This window comes from Mesorhizobium sp. M4A.F.Ca.ET.090.04.2.1 (genome assembly GCF_003999085.1).
Classification (GTDB): domain Bacteria; phylum Pseudomonadota; class Alphaproteobacteria; order Rhizobiales; family Rhizobiaceae; genus Mesorhizobium.
Map to the genome: position 1 here is coordinate 1 of NZ_RZOT01000045.1, position 17430 is coordinate 17430.

Here is a 17430-nt window from a genome sequence, read left to right on the forward strand (position 1 = left end):
GTCCTACTCCGCCGCCGCGCGGACCCCGGCCTTCGCCGCCGCATGCAGGCGCACCGCGTCGCCGAAAGCGCGGAAGATCCTGGCCGAGTTGTCGTCCGACTTGACCCAATATTCGGGATGCCACTGAACGCCGACCGCAAACGCGCGGGCATCCTTCACCGAAACCGCTTCGATCGTGCCGTCGGTGGCCAAGGCCTCGACCTGCAGCCTCGAGCCCAGCCGATCGATCCCCTGGCGGTGCAGCGAGTTGACCTTGATCTCGCCGGCGCCAAACACGCCGGCGAGGCAGCTGCCGGGCTTGATCGAAATCGTCTGATGGATGGCAAAGCGCTCGTTCTGATCGTCGCTCACCGCGGCGCGGTGGTCGAGCGACCCCTCACGCTCCTGGATCTCGGTGCCCAGCGTGCCGCCCAACGCGACATTCAGCTCCTGGATGCCGCGGCAGATGGCAAGCAGCGGCACGCCGCGCTCGATCGCCTTGCGGATCAGCGGCAGCGTAGTGGAATCGCGCGCCGGATCATACGGACCGTTCCGCTCGCTGGCGTCACCACCGTAGAGCGAGGGATGTACATTGGACTTCGAGCCGGTGACCATGACGCCGTCGACCGACGAGAGCAGCTCGTCGAAGTCGAGCCGGTCGCCGAAGGACGGCACCAGCAGCGGGAACACGCCGGCGCCGGCAAGCGCGGCTTCAAGATATTGCTGCGGGGCGGCATGCCAGGTGTAGTTGTCGAACTGGCGGACGTCGGTCGAGATGGCGACGAGCGGCTGCTGCATTTTGGATCCGGTTTCCGTTGAGGGCTAAGGAGCTATTCTGCCTACAAAATAGGCGATCCCAAGGCGCTTTTCCATGACAAGTTTTGGCAGGTCGCATAGGCCAGGCGGCAGGCCGTTAGACTATAGTTGCAGGTCGTGCGCCGAGAGCGCGCATTTCCCGCCAATGCCGCCGTTAAGCGCGGCCGCCGCGCTGGACTCGACCTGTTGCCCGTGTATTGTTTCGTCCGGGCCGAGCCGGGATATCGAGGATGTTCCCGAATGCCGGCCTGTTGATCCAAAAGGGAGGAACTGCATGGATCGTCGTTCATTCATCCGCAAGGCCGGCGTAACCGGCGTTGGCGCCGCGGCGGCGGCCGCGACGCTTGCCGCTCCGGCAATCGCCCAGTCCAACCCGAAGGTGACGTGGCGGCTTGCGTCGTCCTTCCCGAAGTCGCTCGACACGATCTATGGCGGCGCCGAGGTGTTCTCAAAGATGCTGTCGGAAGCGACCGACGGCAATTTCCAGGTGCAGGTCTTCGCCGCCGGCGAGCTGGTGCCCGGCCTGCAGGCGGCTGACGCCACCGCCGCCGGCACCGTCGAGGCCTGCCACACGGTGGCATACTACTACTGGGGCAAGGACCCGACCTGGGCGCTGGGCGCGGCGGTGCCGTTCTCGCTCAACGCGCGCGGCATCAATGCCTGGCACTATCACGGCGGCGGCATCGACCTGTTCAACGAATTCCTCGCCACGCAAGGGCTTTTCGGCCTGCCGGGCGGCAATACCGGCGTGCAGATGGGCGGCTGGTTCCGCAAGCAGATCAACACGGTCGCCGACCTCTCCGGCCTGAAGATGCGCATCGGCGGCTTTGCCGGCAAGGTCGTGGCCAAGCTCGGCGTGGTGCCGCAGCAGATCGCCGGCGGCGATATCTATCCGGCGCTGGAGAAAGGCACCATCGACGCCGCCGAATGGGTCGGTCCGTATGACGACGAGAAGCTCGGCTTCTACAAGGTCGCGCCCTATTACTACTATCCCGGCTGGTGGGAAGGCGGCCCGACCGTCCACCTGATGTTCAATAAGGCCAAGTACGAAGAGCTGCCGGCAGCCTACAAATCGCTGGTGCGGACCGCCGCGCAGGCAACCGACGCCAACATGCTGCAGAAATACGACTATCTCAATCCGGCGGCGGTGAAGCGGCTGGTGGCCAGCGGCGCCAAGTTGCAACCGTTCAGCCAGGAGATCATGGCGGCCTGCTTCGAGAAGGCCAACGAGGTCTATGCCGAGATGGAAGCCTCGAACGCGCCGTTCAAGAAGATCTGGGAGTCGATCAAGGGTTTCCGCAAGGAGCACTATCTCTGGGCCCAGGTGGCCGAGTACAATTACGATACCTTCATGATGGTCCAGCAGCGCCAGGGCAAGCTGTAGGAAGTGATTGGCCCCTTCTCCCCGTCACTTATACGGGGAGAAGGTCCCGGCAGGGGGATGAGGCAGCGCCGGCTTCGGCGAATGAATCGCCTCGGGCTTAAGTGGCAGGCTGAAGACCCAATCTCGTGCCTTGTCTATCTGGGCATTGGCGCCGCCCCTCACCTTGCCTGCCGGCAACCTCTCCCCGTATAGGGACGGGGGCGCTGCGATCGACGGTTTCGCCAATTGCCAACGTTGCAAGCTGAAGGGCTGCGCTTCAGCCTCGGCCTGGCACCACCAGCACCTTGACCTCGCCGGGCGCGGGCGGGTTGGCGATCACCGCGGGCGCCTCTTCGAGCGTCACCTGTCTCGAGATCAGCCTGTCGACCTCGATCGCGCCGGTGGCGATGAGCTCGGCGGCGCGGCCATGAGTGTAGGGATTGAGGAAAGAGCCCAGGACCTTCAATTCCCGAAACAGCAAGTCGAAGGGCTCGAACGCCACCTGCATGCCTTGCGGCACCACGCCGACGATGACGCCGGTGCCGCCGGCCTTCGCCAGCCGCATCGACTGTTCGACCGTATCGCGCACGCCGGCGCATTCGAACACCACGTCGACGCCGCCCGGCACCAGCCCGTCCGGTCCGGCAATTGCATCGATTACGTCGCCGGCGCCTGGATCGACTGAGGCCGTCGCGCCGAGCTCCTCGGCGAGCGCGCGGCGCGAGGCCTGGCGTGTCGACAGCACGACGGTCTTCGCCCCGGCAAGCCTTGCCAATTGCACGGTGAGCAGGCCGATGACGCCGCCACCCAGCACGACGACCGAGCCGCCCGGCTTGATCGCGGCGAGGTCGACGCCATGCAGGCAGCACGCCAACGGCTCGCAGAATGCGCCATGCGTCGGCTTGAGGCTCGGCGGCAGCCGGAAGGCCTGCTTCTGCGGCATCACGACATAGTCGGCGAAGCCGCCGTCGCGATGGATGCCGATGGCATTGAGATTGCGGCAAAGGTTGACCCGCCCGGCATGGCAATATGGGCATCGGCCGCAGGCGATGTTGGGGTCGCCGGTGACGCGGTCGCCGACGGAGAAGCCGGTCACCGACGACCCGATCGCCTCGATGATGCCCGAAAACTCATGCCCGGGCGTCACCGGCGGCTTGCAAGGAAACTCGCCATGGAAGAGATGGCGATCGGTGCCGCAGACGCCGCAGGCCTCGATCCGCACCAGCAGATCGTCCGCACCGGCCGACGGCTTGTCGACCTCGCGCAGCGCGATGCTGCCGACGGCCTCGAGGCGAACCGCTTTCACAACTGTCGAGCCTCCCACATCAATTGAAGTTCGGCGGCTGCGACAGGTCAGGCGACGGCGCCGCCGGCTTGGCGGGCAGCGGGTCGCCGAAGCTCGGTGGCTGGGACAGGTCGGTGGCCGGCGCCGCCGGTGCCGCGCCGCCATTGGCCGGCGCCCCGGCGCCATCCGCCGGCGGCGTGCCGAGCGGCGACAGACCCGGCAGTTCCGGCACCTTGAGCTCGATGGTGCCGGGATCGACCACGGCGCCCTTGTAGTGCATCACCATTTGCGGGAAAGCGATGGTGAGCCCGATCATGATCACCTGGATGCCGACAAAGGGCACCGCGCCCCAATAGATCTGGCCGGTGGTGACCGGCGCGATCTGCTTGCCGGTGATGCGGTCGAGATAGGGCACGCGGGCGGCGACCGAGCGCAGGTAGAACAGCGCGAAGCCGAAGGGCGGATGCATGAAGGAAGTCTGCATGTTGACGCCGAGCAGCACGCCGAACCAGATCAGGTCGATGCCGAGCTTGTCGGCGGCGGGCGCGAGCAGCGGCACGATGATGAAGGCGAGCTCGAAGAAATCAAGGAAGAAGGCCAGCACGAAGACCAGCGCGTTGACGCCGATCAGGAAGCCGACCTCGCCGCCGGGCAGCGAGATCAAGAGATGCTCGACCCATTTTTGACCGTTGACGCCGTAGAAGGTCAGCGAGAAGACGCGCGCGCCGATCAGGATGAACAGCACGAAGGAGGACAGCCTGGTCGTCGAGGCCAGCGCCTGCTTGATGACGTCCAGCGACAGCCGCCCCTTTGCCGCCGCCATGATCAATGCGCCGACGGAGCCCATGGCACCGCCTTCGGTCGGGGTGGCGATGCCGAGGAAGATGGTGCCGAGCACCAGGAAGATCAGCGCCAACGGCGGGATCAGCACGATGATCACCTGCTGCGCCAGCCGGGACATCATGTTGATGTTCAGGCCCTTGTCGGCAATCGCCACGATATAGATCAGGATCACGCCGACGCAGGCGCCGAGAATGTCGGCATTGTCGCCATGTGCCGGCGCCAGATAGCGGTAGGCCGCGTAGGACAAAGCGACCGCAACCGCCAGCGCCACGATCAGCGACACCACGCCATGACCGAGCGTGCGGGCTTCGAGCGGCAGGGCCGGCATGGATTTCGGCCGGACGATCGACATGATCAGGATGTAAAGCATGTAGATGCCGGTAAGCACGAGGCCCGGGATCAGCGCGCCGGCATACATGTCGCCGACCGAGCGTCCCAACTGGTCGGCGAGCACGATCAGCACCAGCGACGGCGGGATGATCTGCGCCAGCGTGCCGGAAGCGGCGATGACGCCGGAGGCGACGCGACGGTCGTAGCCATAGCGCAGCATGATCGGCAGGGAGATCAGGCCCATGGCAATGACGGAAGCCGCCACGACACCGGTGGTGGCGGCAAGCAGCGCGCCGACGAAGATGACGGCATAGGCAAGGCCGCCGCGGATCGGCCCGAACAATTGGCCGATCGTATCGAGCAGGTCTTCCGCCATGCCGGATCGTTCCAGCACGATACCCATGAAGGTGAAAAACGGTATTGCCAGCAGCGTGTCGTTCGACATCACCCGGTTGCCGTAGAAGTTTTCCGGCAGTGCATACAGAAGTGGCCAGTCGAGTGTTATCGCCCCGCCCGAATGAGACGACAGCAATACGCCGATGCCGAAAAACAGCAGCCCGTTGGCGGCGAGCGAGAAGGCGACGGGGTAACCGATCAAAAGGAAGATGATCAGCGAGGCGAACATGATCGGCGCCATGTTCTGGGCGATGAACTCGATCATGGGCGCACCTCGCCGGCGAGCGCCTTGGCTTCTTCGGCGAGTGCTTTTGCCTCCAGCTCGGCCTGCTCATGCGCCGATATGAAGGGATTGGGATCGTCCATGTCGCCGCGCATGATGGCGATCTTCTTGATGATCTCGGAGATGCCCTGCAGCGCCAGCAGGAAGAAGCCGGCGAGCAGGATGGCCTTGGCCGGCCAGACGATCAGGCCGCCGGCATTGGTCGACATTTCGCCGCTGCGGAAGGACAGCGACACATAGGGCACGAAATAGATCACCATCAGGGTGACGAACGGCATCAGGAACAGCGTGTGGCCGAGCAGGTCGATCCAGTGCTGCACGCGGCGCGAGAACATGCCGTAGACGATGTCGATGCGGATATGGTCGTTCTGCTTCAGCGTGTAGGCGGCGGCCAGCATGAAGGCGGCGCCGAACAGGTACCATTGCAGTTCCAGCCAAGCATTGGAGGAGATATCGAACACCTTGCGGACGACGGCGTTGCCGGCGCTGACCAGGATCGCCAGCAGGATCAGCCACGACACCCATCTGCCGATGAACTCATTCACACGGTCGATCGTTCTGGATAGAGCGAGCAGCCCTGCCATGCATTCCTCCCTCCAAGCATCGGCTCGAAAATCGGTGTCGATTTTCGGAAAGCAAGATGCGTAATTCAAAATGTCGGAGGCGCGCCGGCTCCCCTAATTTTCCGTCGCGCCGCAGTGGCCCAACGGTATGCCGTGCGTGGCACGGCGGGTCAACATGGCAGAGACGCGGTCAACACGGTTGTGAGGCGGGGACGCCGATAATCCGCCGGCAAACGGGGAACAATGCAACCAAAGTCTGATAGGGTCAGGCGATCTTCTGCTGATCTCGGCCGGCACCGATCAGCACCAGCATGGCGACGAGGAACAGATACATCCAGGCATCGCGCCATTCGAGCGGGAAATAGCCGGCCCACAGCGATTCGGCCATGCCGAAGGCGGCGGCGCCAAGGGCGGCGCGCGGCGGCGAGAGGTAGCCGCCGACCGCCGTCACAAACAGGACCTTCAAGCCGTAGACCAGCCCGGTCCCGAAGCTGATGTTGCCGTAGTAGATGCCGGCAAGCACACCGGCGAGCGCGGCGCAGAAGCCGCCGAACAGCACTGCGTGGCGAAACACCGCGCGCACGTCGACGCCGCACATCGCCGCCGCCTTGGGGTCGTCGGAGACGGCGCGCCAGCGCCGGCCGAAGCTCGAGCGGGCAAAGGCCCAGGCAGCAAGGATGATGGCCGCCAGCACGGCGGCGCAGTCGAGCAATTGGATCAGCGTCAGCGTCGCCTTGAAGCCGTCGTGCTCGGCGAAGATCACCGGCACGGCCAGCATCGGCGGCAGCCAGAGATCGTGGGTGTCGGCGGCGATGCGGCTGGCCTCTGACAGGAACAGCAATATGCCCAGCGTCGTCACCACTATGGCGTTGGGCGAACGGTCGGCCAGCGGTTCGAAGACGCTGCGCGACAGGACATGGCTGATCAGCGCCGCGTAGAGGAAGGCCGCCAGCACGCCGAGCGCGACGGCGGCGTAGAGCGTCAGCCACAGCGCCTGATAGCCGAAGGCGGCGGTCAGGATCATGGCGTGGCCGCAAAAGGCGAACACGGCGCCATAGGCCAGGTTGGTGCGATGCAGGATGCCATTGGTCAGCACATAGCCGAAGGCGAGAAGCGCATAGAGCGCGCCCGAATGCAGCCCATTCAGAATCTGCTGGAAGAAATAGAGCATGCACAAACCTCGGAGCATGTCGCCCAAAAGTGCTTGGCGGTTTTGGGGCGACGACATGCTCGAAACAGAGGCCGCGGCAACTCGCGACCTGTGCGGAAGGTTGCATTCGGAATCTAACTTGTCAAACGCGATTTATCGGTTAGATTTCTGGCATGACGGTATCCTGGACCCCGCACCGCTTCACCGGCGGCATTCTGGCGCTCGACACCGCGAACACCGTCGTGCTGCGCAACGACCCGGAAAAGACCTTCGACCGTTTCGACAATCCGGCGGAGATCGCGCGCTTCGCCGAGGCGGCGAGCTGTTTCCGCGCCAGCGAGCTTGGCGGCCGAAGGCTGGAGGCGCCGGCACCGGCGGCGATCGCGCCGGTGGTGCTGTCGATCCGCGAGACGACCGACCGCCTGTTCCGCAACGCCGTGGCCAAGGGCACTATCGCCACCGGCGACCTGCCCGGTTTCCTGGCAGCCTGCGCCGACGGCCTGGCGGAGGGCCGTACCGAAATCGGCGGGCCGGGCCGGCCGTTCGGCGATCCGGCGACGCCGATCGCCTTCGAGGCGGCGCTGGCCGTCTCGGCGCTGTCGCTGCTGCGCGGCGATACGGTGGCGAGGCTCAGGATCTGTCCCAACTGCAGCTGGCTGTTCGTCGACCGCAGCCGCAATTCCAGCCGCCTCTGGTGCGACATGGCAGTGTGCGGCAACCGGCAGAAGGCAAACCGCTATTACCGCCGCCGCACGGCGGCCAGGGAGGCTACCAATGTTTAGGAAAAATTCGCGCTCGATGGTTCTCGGCGCCGCGCTGCTGGCGGTGGCGGCGCTCGGCGCCTGCCGTGATTCCGGCAAGGAGCAGCTGTTCGCCATTTCCGGCAAGCTGTTCGAGTTCAATTACCGGCTGGGCATCGCCACCTATGTCGTCACCCTCAATCCGCTCCGGCCGATGGGAGAAGGCCAGGTCGCGGTGGTCAGCTTCCAGAACCCGGCCGGGGGCGATCCGATCATCGTCAACCAGAAGATCTGGCCAAAGCTGCCGCATATAACGCTGACCAGCCCGCCACTCACCTGCGTGGTCAAGGACAAGCCCTACTCAATCTCGATCCGCATCGAGGACGCCAATGGCACGCTGCTGCAAAGCTTCGAGACGACGCTGACCTCGTCGATGGATCAGTCGGTGCTGCCCGACCGCCCGTTGGTGGTCGGCCCGGTCTACGAGCTCAACAAGGACATGGTCGGTCATGTCGACGGCAAGCTGCCGGGCGAGCCGAAGCCCGACTGCTCGAAGGCTACCTGACGTTCAGGTCGCTGGAATTTTCGTGCCCGGCCTGAACCGCCCTAAGTGCCGTCGCATGCGTCAACGGCCGCCGATTGGACCGTTTGTTGCGCGTCGTCTGGCACCTGCGATTTCGTTTGACCTCTCCGGCAAGGGGAGAAAGAGTGCGGCGTCCCACTCCGACGTAGGCTGCGCGATTCCGTGCGCCTCCGCGAAGGAAATGCCTGATGACGCTGCATGACGTCGCGCTCGACGACAAGTTCGACCTTGGCAAGGAGCGCATCTTCCTTTCCGGCGCGCAGGCCGTCATCCGCATGCTCCTTATGCAGCGCGAGCGCGACCGCAGCGCGGGCCTGAACACCGCCGGCTTCGTCTCCGGCTATCGCGGATCGCCGCTCGGCGGCCTCGACATGCAGCTGTGGAGAGCCAAGAAGCAGCTGGCGCAGTCCGACATCGTCTTCCAGCCCGGCCTCAACGAAGAGCTGGCCGCCACAGCCTGCTGGGGCACCCAGCAGGCCGAATTGCTCGGCGAAGGCACGCATGACGGCGTCTTTTCGGTCTGGTACGGCAAGGGGCCGGGGGTCGATCGCTCCGGCGACGTGTTCCGCCACGCCAATCTCGCCGGCTCGTCGAAGCATGGCGGCGTGCTTGCCCTGATGGGCGACGACCATATGGCCGAATCGTCGACCAACGCGCATGCTACCGAATTCCTGTTCGTCGACACGATGGTGCCGATCCTCAACCCGGCCGGCGTGCAGGAGATCATCGACTACGGGCTCTACGGCTTTGCCATGTCGCGCTTCGCCGGCACCTGGGCGGCGATCAAATGCGTCAAGGACAACATCGAATCGACCGCTTCCGTCGATGCCTCGCTCGAGCGGCTCAAGATCGTCGTGCCGCCCTTCGACATGCCGCCCGGCGGCCTCAATATCCGCCACGAGATCGACATGCTCGGCCAGGAGGAGCGGCTGCACGAGTACAAGCGCAACGCCGCATCCGCCTTCATCCACGCCAACGGGCTGAACCGCATCGTCTATTCGGGCGGACGCAACCCGAAGCTCGGCGTCATCACCATCGGCAAGAGCTACCTCGACGTGCGCCAGGCGCTGGAGGATATCGGCATCGACGAGGCGGCCGCCAACCGCATCGGCATCCGCCTGTTCAAGGTCGGCTGCCCGTGGCCGCTCGACCTGCAGCATGTCGCCGACTTCGCCCGCGGCCTCGACACCATCGTCGTCGTCGAGGAGAAGCGCTCGCTGATCGAGGTGCAGTTGCGCGAAAGCCTCTACGGCACCGCCAGCCAGCCGGTCATCGTCGGCAAAAAGGACGAGCGCGGCGACTGGCTGTTCCCGGCCAAGGGCGCGCTCGACCCGAACGAGATCGCGATCGCGCTCGGCGAGCGGATCCTGCGCACCATCGGTCCGTCGGAGGAGATCGCGGCGCGGGTGGCGAAATTGCGCCAGTTCCAGGCCATGCTCGCCGACACCGTCGATATCGGCTCGCGTACGCCCTTCTTCTGCTCGGGCTGCCCGCACAATTCCTCGACCAAGGTACCGGACGGATCGCTGGCGGCGGCCGGCATCGGCTGCCATTTCATGGCGCTATGGATGGACCGCAACACGGTCGGCTTCACCGCCATGGGCGGCGAGGGCGCACAATGGGTCGGCCAGGCGCCGTTCTCGAAACGCGGCCACATCTTCCAGAATCTCGGCGACGGCACCTACAATCACTCCGGCGCGCTGGCGATCCGCTTCGCGCTGTCGAGCGATGCCAACATCACCTACAAGATCCTCTACAACGACGCCGTCGCCATGACCGGCGGCCAGCCGCATGAAGGCGGATTGACCGTCGACATGATCGCCAGGCAGGTGCGGGCCGAAGGCGTCGAGCGCATCGCGATCGTCACCGACGAGCCGGACAAATACGCCGGCAAGGCCGACTTCCCGGCTGGCGCCACCATCCATCACCGCGACGACCTCGACCTCGTCCAGCGCGAATTGCGCGGGGTCAAGGGCATCTCCGTGCTCATCTACGACCAGACCTGCGCCGCCGAGAAGCGCCGCCGGCGCAAGCGCGGCACCTTCCCCGACCCCGACAAACGCGTCTTCATCAACGAGCTGGTTTGCGAGGGGTGCGGCGATTGCGGCGTGCAATCCAACTGCGTGTCGATCCAGCCGGTCGAGACCGAATTCGGCCGCAAGCGGCGCATCGACCAGTCGAGCTGCAACAAGGATTTTTCCTGCGTCAACGGCTTCTGCCCGTCCTTCGTTACCGTGCACGGCGCCAAGATCAGGAAGGCCGAAGGCATCGCCGGCAGGACCGACCCGCTCGACGGCGTGCCCGCACCGGCCGAGTTTTCGCTCGGCGCGCAAGGCTGGGCCGGGATCATCGACGGCGTCGGCGGCACTGGCGTCGTCACCATCGGCGCGGTGCTCGGCATGGCGGCGCATCTCGAAGGCAAGGGCTGCGGCATGATCGACATGGCCGGCCTTGCCCAGAAGGGCGGCTCGGTGTTCACCCATGTGCGTATCGCGCCCACGCCGGACGAAATCCACGCCATCCGCGTTTCGGCCGGCAAAGCCGACCTGGTGCTCGGCTGCGACCTCGTCGTATCCGGCGCGCAGAAGGTGCTGGCCGCAGTGCGCGAGAAGCACACCATCTTCCTTGCCAACACCGCCGAGATCATGCCCGGCGAATTCACCCGTTCGGCCGATTTCTCGCTGCCCGTCGAGCGGCTGAAAAAGGCGATCCGCACTGCTGCCGGCGACGGCAGGGCGCATTTCTTCGATGCCACCCGGACCGCCACCCAATTGTTCGGCAATTCGCTCGGCGCCAACATGTTCATGCTCGGCTTCGCCTTCCAGCATGGCGGGCTGCCGCTGTCGGCCGAGGCGGTCGAGAAGGCTATTGAGCTGAATGGCGAGGCGGTTGCTATGAACGTCGCCGCGTTTCGCTGGGGCCGTCGCGCCGCGCATCAGCCGGATTTCGTGCGCGGCCTCGTCGGCCAGCCGGGCAAGGCGGCCATCGCGCCCGCCGAGACGCTGGACGAGATCATCGCCCGTCGCGTCATTTTCCTGACCGGCTACCAGAACGCAGCCTACGGCAAGCGCTATGCCGAGAGGCTCGCCACGCTGCGCTCTGCGGAGGCCAAGGCGGTGCCGGGCTCGACGGTGGTGACCGAAGCTGCCGCCCGCAACCTGTTCAAGCTGATGGCGATCAAGGACGAATACGAGGTGGCGCGCCTCTATACCGATGGTTCCTTCGCGGCCGAGCTGTCCAAGCAGTTCCAGAGCTACGAGAAATTGGAATTCCATCTGGCGCCGCCGATCCTCGGCCGGCGCGGCAATGACGGCAAACCGAAAAAGTCGAGCTTCGGGCCGTGGATGCTGAAAGGGTTGCGCTTGCTCTCGGCGCTGAAAGGCCTGCGCGGCACGGCTTTCGACCTCTTCAGCCTTACCGCCGAGCGGCGCAGGGAGCGGCAGCTTCTGGCGCAATACGAAGCCGATCTGGAGTTGATCGCGTCAGCACTTTCGCCTGGCGGGATCGAGGCGGCCGCAGCGCTTGCCTCGGTGCCGACACTGATCCGCGGCTACGGCCATGTCCGGCAGGCCAGCGCCGAAAAGGCCGCCGGCGAGCGTTCGAGACTGGTAGAACGCCTTGTGAAAGCGACGGAAAGGCCCGAACTCCAGGCCGCCGAATGACCCGAGAAGCGCCCGAAAATCAGGCGTTTCAGCCCAGGCTAAAGGTTTTTTAATGGGACTATGGCAAGGCTGGGGCTCAATGGGCGCCAGTAATGGGCAGAACAAAAACCGATAACATCCCCGTGGATGTTTATATCCAGTTTGTGCGCTCGTTGTTCGACAACGCGCACATGCTGGTCATCGGCGCGAGCTGCCACGCCATCGTCAGCCTCATGGTCTACTGGCGCAACGGCCAGTCGGTTTTTCTCATCCTTGCCGCGGCGCTGCTTGGTATCGGCGTTTGGCGTTACTTCAGCCTGCGGCGCTTCCATCGCTCGGGCGGCGAGATCCGCGACGCCGCGGATGCGACGCGGTGGGAGCGCGAATATATACTGAAAGGCAGCCTGCAGGGGCTGCTGCTGGGGCTGTTTTGCTTCATTTCCATCTACGTCTACTCGGATTCCTATGCCGAGATCGGAGCGCTTGCCATAACGCTCGGCTCGCTGGTGACAGTCGTTGGCCGGAACTACGGCTCGCCGCGCATGGTCATGATCTTCGCGGTGACCTTCGTCGGACCGATCGCCGCAGCCCTCATCCTCAGGGTCGACATCCCCTATGTCGTGCTCGGGCTGCTAATCATCCCCTTCATGTTCATCATCAAGGGCAGCGCCGACCACGTCCGCAACGTGCTGTTCTCGGCCGTCGTCGGACACAAGCAGGCGCGGCAGCTGGCGCAGCGCTTCAACCGGGCCCTCAACACCATGTCGCATGGCCTGGTCATGCTTGGCCCCGACGGCAAGGTGGTGGTTGGCAACGCCGAAGCCGCCCATCTGATGTCGCTCAAATCGCCGGACCAACTGCTCGGGCGCTCGATCCATTCGCTGCTCATGCGCGGCGTTGCCGGCGGCATGCTGGCGCCGAAGGACTGCCGCTATGTCGAGGCACAGCTGACGCGCGCGCTGCGCGAGGGTCGCGACCGCAAGGTTCTGGTGTCGTTCTCCAATGGCCAGCACTTCGAATTCTCGGCGCGCGAGGGCAGCCAGGACCTTGGCGTCATCACCTTCGAGGACGTCACCGCCCGTGTCGAGGCGGAGGAGAAGATCCGCTTCATGGCGCGCTACGACAACCTTACTGGCCTGCCTAACCGCGCCTATTTCCACGAGCTGGTCGGGGAACTGATGGCCTCCGGCGACCGGGATCGCCTGTGCGGCCTGGCGGTGGTCGACCTCGACGATTTCAAGAGCGTCAACGACACGCTCGGCCATCCCGTCGGCGACGGCCTGATCTATGCCGTCGCGGAACGTCTGGCGGCCATTGCCGGGCAAGGCATCACCGTAAGCCGTTTCGGCGGTGACGAATTCATGATCTTCTTCGACCGCATAGAGGACGAAAGCCACCTGAGCGGCCTACTCGACCTGATCTTCGCCGACCTGCAGGGCGAGGTCGACGTCGCCGGTCACGGGCTGCGCATCCAGGCCAGCGCCGGCGCGGTGCTGTCCAAGGTCGAGGACACCGACGTCGACGCCATGATCGTCAAGGCCGACCTGGCGCTCTACAAGGCCAAGGAGCTCGGCAAGAACAACTGGCGGCTGTTCGAAGCATCGATGGACGCCGCCTTCCGTAACCGCCAGCTGATGAAGGCGGACCTGCGCAGCGCCGTGGAAAGCAAGGGGTTGCGCGTGGTCTATCAGCCGATCGTATCGATGAGCACTATGCGCATCGCCAGCTGCGAGGCCCTGTGCCGCTGGGACCATCCCGATCTCGGGCCGATTTCGCCCAGCATCTTCATCCCGCTGGCCGAGGAGATGGGCATCATCTCCGAGATCAGCACCTTCGTGCTGCAAGCGGCCTGCGCCGAATGCGCCAAATGGCCGGACCAGACCAGCGTCTCGGTCAACCTCTCCGCCAAGGATTTCCGTAACCACGACGTCATCCAGAAGGTCCGCGATGCGCTGGCCGCATCCGGGCTCGCGGCCGGCCGCCTCGAGATCGAGGTCACCGAGACCGCGCTGCTCGACGACAAGTCGCTGACGCGCCAGTACATCGAGGAGCTGAAGCAGCTCGGCGTACGCATCGCGCTCGACGATTTCGGCACCGGCTATTCCAGCCTGAGCTATCTCCACAAGCTGCCGCTCGACAAGATCAAGATCGACCGTTCGTTCCTGATGGACGTCACCCAGAACCCGCGTTCGCTCGACCTCTTGAAGGGGGTCGTCGACCTGACCCGGATCCTCGGCCTTACTGTCACGGTCGAAGGCGTGGAGACCTTCGAGCAGCTCAAGATCCTGCTGCACTCGGTGAAGCCTGACCTGGTCCAGGGCTTCCTCTTCGGCGCCGCGCTGAGCGCGTCGGGCATTGAGACCATGTCCAACGTGACCTGGCCTTTCGCCGCCGAATTGCGGCCCGCCGCGAAGCTCGCCGCCACCTGAATATCCGTCAAAAAACCCCGTTTGCCCGCCCTTGGGGTTTAACCATTTGTTAACGTTAATTTAGAGTAAACGAAAAAGCTCGGAATTTCGCTTCTGGTTCCTTCACCTGTTCGCTATTGTCCTTTTGCGGTGGCACGAGGGCAAAAAAAGTGGAAGCTCAGTTAGTGGGTACGCCCCTGGCGGCGTCTAAAGCCAGGGGTCAGCATCGTCCCTCGGTGTTTTCAGATCACATCATGGAAGTTCTGGATCACATCGAATATCGCCTTTGCGACGGTGCCGAAGACCTTGAGGCGATCTATCGGCTTCGGTACAATTCCTACCTTCATGCAGGCATGGTGAAGTCCGATGCTTCCCGCATGGTGAAGGACAGGTTCGACGATCTTCCGAATTCCTATCGCTTTGGCGTGTTCTTCGATGGCGCACTCGTCAGCACCATCAGAATTCACTACGCCAACGCGAAGTATCCTGTCTCACCCAGCACCGACGTGTTCGGCGATGTGCTGGCCCGGCGCCTGGCGGCCGGCGAAACCTTCGTCGATCCGAGCCGGTTCGCCGCCGATCTCGAGTGGTCGAGCAGCCTGCGCGTGCTGCCCTATGTGACGCTGAGGCTTGCGGTCGTTGCCTGCAGCCATTTCAAGCCGACCTTTTGCCTGACGGCCATCAAGGAAGAGCATTCCGCCTTCTATCATCGCATCTTCCGATCCGAGCAGGCGGTGCCTCCGCGGAACTATCCGGGACTTACCGTCCCCGTGCATCTGTTCCAGTCGAAGTGCTCCGACAACATGCAGGCGACGCTGGACCGCTTCCCGTTCTTCAATTCCACGACGTTCGAACAGCGCATGCTTTTCCAGCGCCCCAAGCGGGGCGAGTTGGCGCCGCTGACCATCCTGCCCACCGCCAAATACTTCGAAGCGGCCTGAGCTTCGCAGCTTCTTCTCGGCTGTTGCCGTACCGAAGCCCGCGACATTTTGTTGGACGACATGCGTCGGCCGGAGCCTTCCGGGCGCGCCCGCGTTGTAAGGAGCGACAGGCACCGCCTGCAGATTGTATCGCCTGGAGCGGCGATCACCACTTTTGGAAAGGACCCCGACATGACCATTTCCGCGCTTACGCTGACCCCGTTGATCTCGCTGATCGCCGGCGTGCTGATCCTGGTCATGCCCAGGCTGCTGAACTACATCGTCGCGCTCTATCTGATCATCGCCGGCCTGCTCGGATTGTTCCCGCATCTCGCCGGCTGACGGGCCTGCCAAGCCGCCGCCTTCAACTTTCCTTTGAGGCTGTTGTGCCGGGCGATGCGGCAATAGCGCCATTGCTCTGCGTCCAGCTTTTCGCTATGTGCCTCCAAGATGTCTTCGAAGGGGTATTCCTATGGCTGATCACACGCCGACCGGTCCTGTCGAACTGGGCGCGAAGATGGACTATGCCGAGCATGACCGCACCTATGCGGGCTTCCTGGCGCTGGCCAAATACGGTTCGCTCTTTTGCCTCGCCGTGATGATTTCGATGGCTTTCGGCTTCTTCGTGGGCGGCTTCTTCTCGGCGGTCATCCTCTGGGCCGTGATCCTGGCCGCCGGCTTCTTCATTCTCCGGTAGACTTTCCAAACCCTTTGCCTCGGACGTCGCCGGAGGCCCCGGCCGGCGTCCCGCGCAGACAGGTTCCAGCCGAAAGGATCATGCGGTGGGGCAGACGGTTTTCATCCCTCGTGAGCTTGACGCCAACGAGCAGCGCGTTGCTGCCTCGCCGGACACGGTGAAGCGACTGGCCGGCCTCGGCTTCGAGGTGGTGGTCGAAAAAGGCGCGGGCACCGGCTCGCGCATCCCCGACGAGGAATTCGCCAAGGCGGGCGCCGCGATCGGCAAGGCCGCCGATGCCTCGAAGGCCGATGTCGTGCTCAAGGTGCGCCGACCGACCGACACCGAGCTCAAGGGCTACAAGCAGGGCGCCGCCGTCATCGCCATCATGGATCCCTACGGCAACGACGCGGCCGTCGCCGCCATGGCCAAGGCCGGCATCACCGCTTTCTCGATGGAGTTCATGCCGCGCATCACCCGCGCGCAGGTGATGGATGTGCTGTCCTCGCAGGCCAATCTCGCCGGCTACCAGGCGGTGATCGATGCGGCTGCCGAATATGACCGGGCGCTGCCGATGATGATGACGGCGGCCGGCACCGTGCCGGCGGCCAAGGCCTTCATCATGGGCGTCGGCGTCGCCGGCCTGCAGGCCATCGCCACCGCGCGCCGGCTTGGCGCCGTGGTCACCGCCACCGACGTGCGTCCGGCGGTGAAGGAGCAGGTGCAGTCGCTCGGCGCGAAATTCCTGGCCGTCGAGGACGAGGAGTTCAAGGCGGCCGAGACGGCGGGCGGCTATGCCAAGGAAATGTCGAAGGAATACCAGGCCAAGCAGGCGGCACTGACCGCCGAGCACATCGCCAAGCAGGATATCGTCATCACCACGGCGCTGATTCCCGGACGTCCGGCGCCGAAGCTGGTGTCGGCGGCGATGGTCGCCGCAATGAAGCCGGGCTCGGTGATCGTCGACCTTGCGGTCGAGCGCGGCGGCAATGTCGAGGGCGCGGAAGCCGGCAAGGTCGTGACCACGGCCAATGGCGTCAAGATTGTCGGCCATCTCAACGTGCCGGGCCGGGTCGCTGCGTCGGCCTCCCTGCTCTATGCCAAAAACCTGTTCGCATTCCTCGAGACGCTGGTCGACAAGGAGAGCAAGACGCTTGCCATCAAGCGCGACGACGAACTGGTCAAGGCGACCATGCTGACCGATGCTGGCCAAGTGGTGCACCCCAACTTCGCCAAGGCCGACCAGCAGCCGCGCGTTGAACCGGCGGCAATCCCGGCGACGACCATGGCCGCCGACGCCGCGCCGAAAGCCGCGCCCAAAAAGGCGGCTGACAAGAAAAGCACAAGCAAGCCCGCTGCCAAGTCGAAGGGGATCGCGTGATGGACGCCTTGCAGAAAGCCCTCGACCAGCTCGATCAGGCAACCGCCGCGGTCAGGCTCGCGGTGCACGATCT

Annotated in this window: 13 protein-coding genes and 1 pseudogene; 9 read left to right on the forward strand and 5 right to left on the reverse strand. The window is 64.5% G+C overall.

The annotated features are described in order from the left end of the window. Nucleotides 1–3: 3 nt before the first annotated feature. Nucleotides 4–777 carry a gamma-glutamyl-gamma-aminobutyrate hydrolase family protein gene (locus EN781_RS05625; RefSeq protein ID WP_126056993.1) on the reverse strand — a complete coding sequence of 258 codons (774 nt, stop codon included), beginning with the start codon at nucleotides 775–777 and terminating at the stop codon, nucleotides 4–6. Between the two features lie 292 nt (nucleotides 778–1069). Between EN781_RS05625 and EN781_RS05630 the strand changes: the two genes are divergently transcribed. Further along, the gene (locus EN781_RS05630) at nucleotides 1070–2179 is read left to right on the forward strand and encodes a TRAP transporter substrate-binding protein (protein WP_126056994.1); all 1110 of its coding nucleotides are present in this window, start codon (nucleotides 1070–1072) and stop codon (nucleotides 2177–2179) included. A 256-nt stretch (nucleotides 2180–2435) separates the two neighbouring features. Here the strand turns inward: EN781_RS05630 and EN781_RS05635 are convergent, their stop codons facing one another. From EN781_RS05635 to EN781_RS05650, 4 genes are all read right to left on the reverse strand, one after another. Then, nucleotides 2436–3464 (reverse strand): zinc-dependent alcohol dehydrogenase family protein, encoded by a 1029-nt coding sequence (locus EN781_RS05635; protein WP_127399845.1) that lies wholly within the window; start codon nucleotides 3462–3464, stop codon nucleotides 2436–2438. A gap of 19 nt (nucleotides 3465–3483) precedes the next feature. Further along, complete coding sequence (locus EN781_RS05640; protein ID WP_126056996.1) at nucleotides 3484–5277, reverse strand: TRAP transporter large permease subunit; 1794 nt, start codon at nucleotides 5275–5277, stop codon at nucleotides 3484–3486. Next, nucleotides 5274–5879, reverse strand: coding sequence for a TRAP transporter small permease subunit (locus EN781_RS05645; RefSeq protein ID WP_126056997.1), 606 nt, complete (start codon nucleotides 5877–5879; stop codon nucleotides 5274–5276). Before EN781_RS05645 ends, EN781_RS05640 begins: the two co-directional genes overlap by 4 nt. Before the next feature lie 244 nt (nucleotides 5880–6123). Continuing rightward, nucleotides 6124–7029: a branched-chain amino acid ABC transporter permease gene (locus tag EN781_RS05650; protein WP_126056998.1), complete on the reverse strand. Its 906-nt coding sequence runs from the start codon at nucleotides 7027–7029 to the stop codon at nucleotides 6124–6126. Nucleotides 7030–7181: 152 nt separating this feature from the next. On the opposite strand from EN781_RS05650, the gene EN781_RS05655 reads away from it, so the two are divergent. The 8 genes and pseudogenes from EN781_RS05655 to EN781_RS05690 all read left to right on the forward strand — a co-directional run bounded on the left by EN781_RS05655 (nucleotide 7182) and on the right by EN781_RS05690 (nucleotide 17357). Then, the gene (locus EN781_RS05655; RefSeq protein ID WP_126056999.1) at nucleotides 7182–7790 is read left to right on the forward strand and encodes a CGNR zinc finger domain-containing protein; all 609 of its coding nucleotides are present in this window, start codon (nucleotides 7182–7184) and stop codon (nucleotides 7788–7790) included. Beyond that, entirely contained in the window at nucleotides 7783–8313 is a 531-nt protein-coding gene (locus tag EN781_RS05660; RefSeq protein WP_189347339.1) for a hypothetical protein, read from the forward strand. Before EN781_RS05655 ends, EN781_RS05660 begins: the two co-directional genes overlap by 8 nt. Before the next feature lie 197 nt (nucleotides 8314–8510). Beyond that, nucleotides 8511–11993 (forward strand): annotated as a pseudogene (locus EN781_RS05665) (indolepyruvate ferredoxin oxidoreductase family protein); the annotation flags it as partial. A 92-nt stretch (nucleotides 11994–12085) separates the two neighbouring features. Beyond that, nucleotides 12086–14401 (forward strand): EAL domain-containing protein, encoded by a 2316-nt coding sequence (locus EN781_RS05670; protein ID WP_126057001.1) that lies wholly within the window; start codon nucleotides 12086–12088, stop codon nucleotides 14399–14401. A 116-nt stretch (nucleotides 14402–14517) separates the two neighbouring features. Next, entirely contained in the window at nucleotides 14518–15321 is an 804-nt protein-coding gene (locus EN781_RS05675; protein WP_245455285.1) for a hypothetical protein, read from the forward strand. A 171-nt stretch (nucleotides 15322–15492) separates the two neighbouring features. Further along, nucleotides 15493–15642 carry a DUF3096 domain-containing protein gene (locus EN781_RS05680; RefSeq protein WP_126057002.1) on the forward strand — a complete coding sequence of 50 codons (150 nt, stop codon included), beginning with the start codon at nucleotides 15493–15495 and terminating at the stop codon, nucleotides 15640–15642. A gap of 130 nt (nucleotides 15643–15772) precedes the next feature. Then, nucleotides 15773–15997, forward strand: a complete 225-nt coding sequence (locus EN781_RS05685) for an aa3-type cytochrome c oxidase subunit IV (RefSeq protein ID WP_126057003.1) — start codon at nucleotides 15773–15775, stop codon at nucleotides 15995–15997. Between the two features lie 85 nt (nucleotides 15998–16082). Then, the gene (locus EN781_RS05690) at nucleotides 16083–17357 is read left to right on the forward strand and encodes a Re/Si-specific NAD(P)(+) transhydrogenase subunit alpha (RefSeq protein WP_126057004.1); all 1275 of its coding nucleotides are present in this window, start codon (nucleotides 16083–16085) and stop codon (nucleotides 17355–17357) included. Nucleotides 17358–17430: the final 73 nt, after the last annotated feature.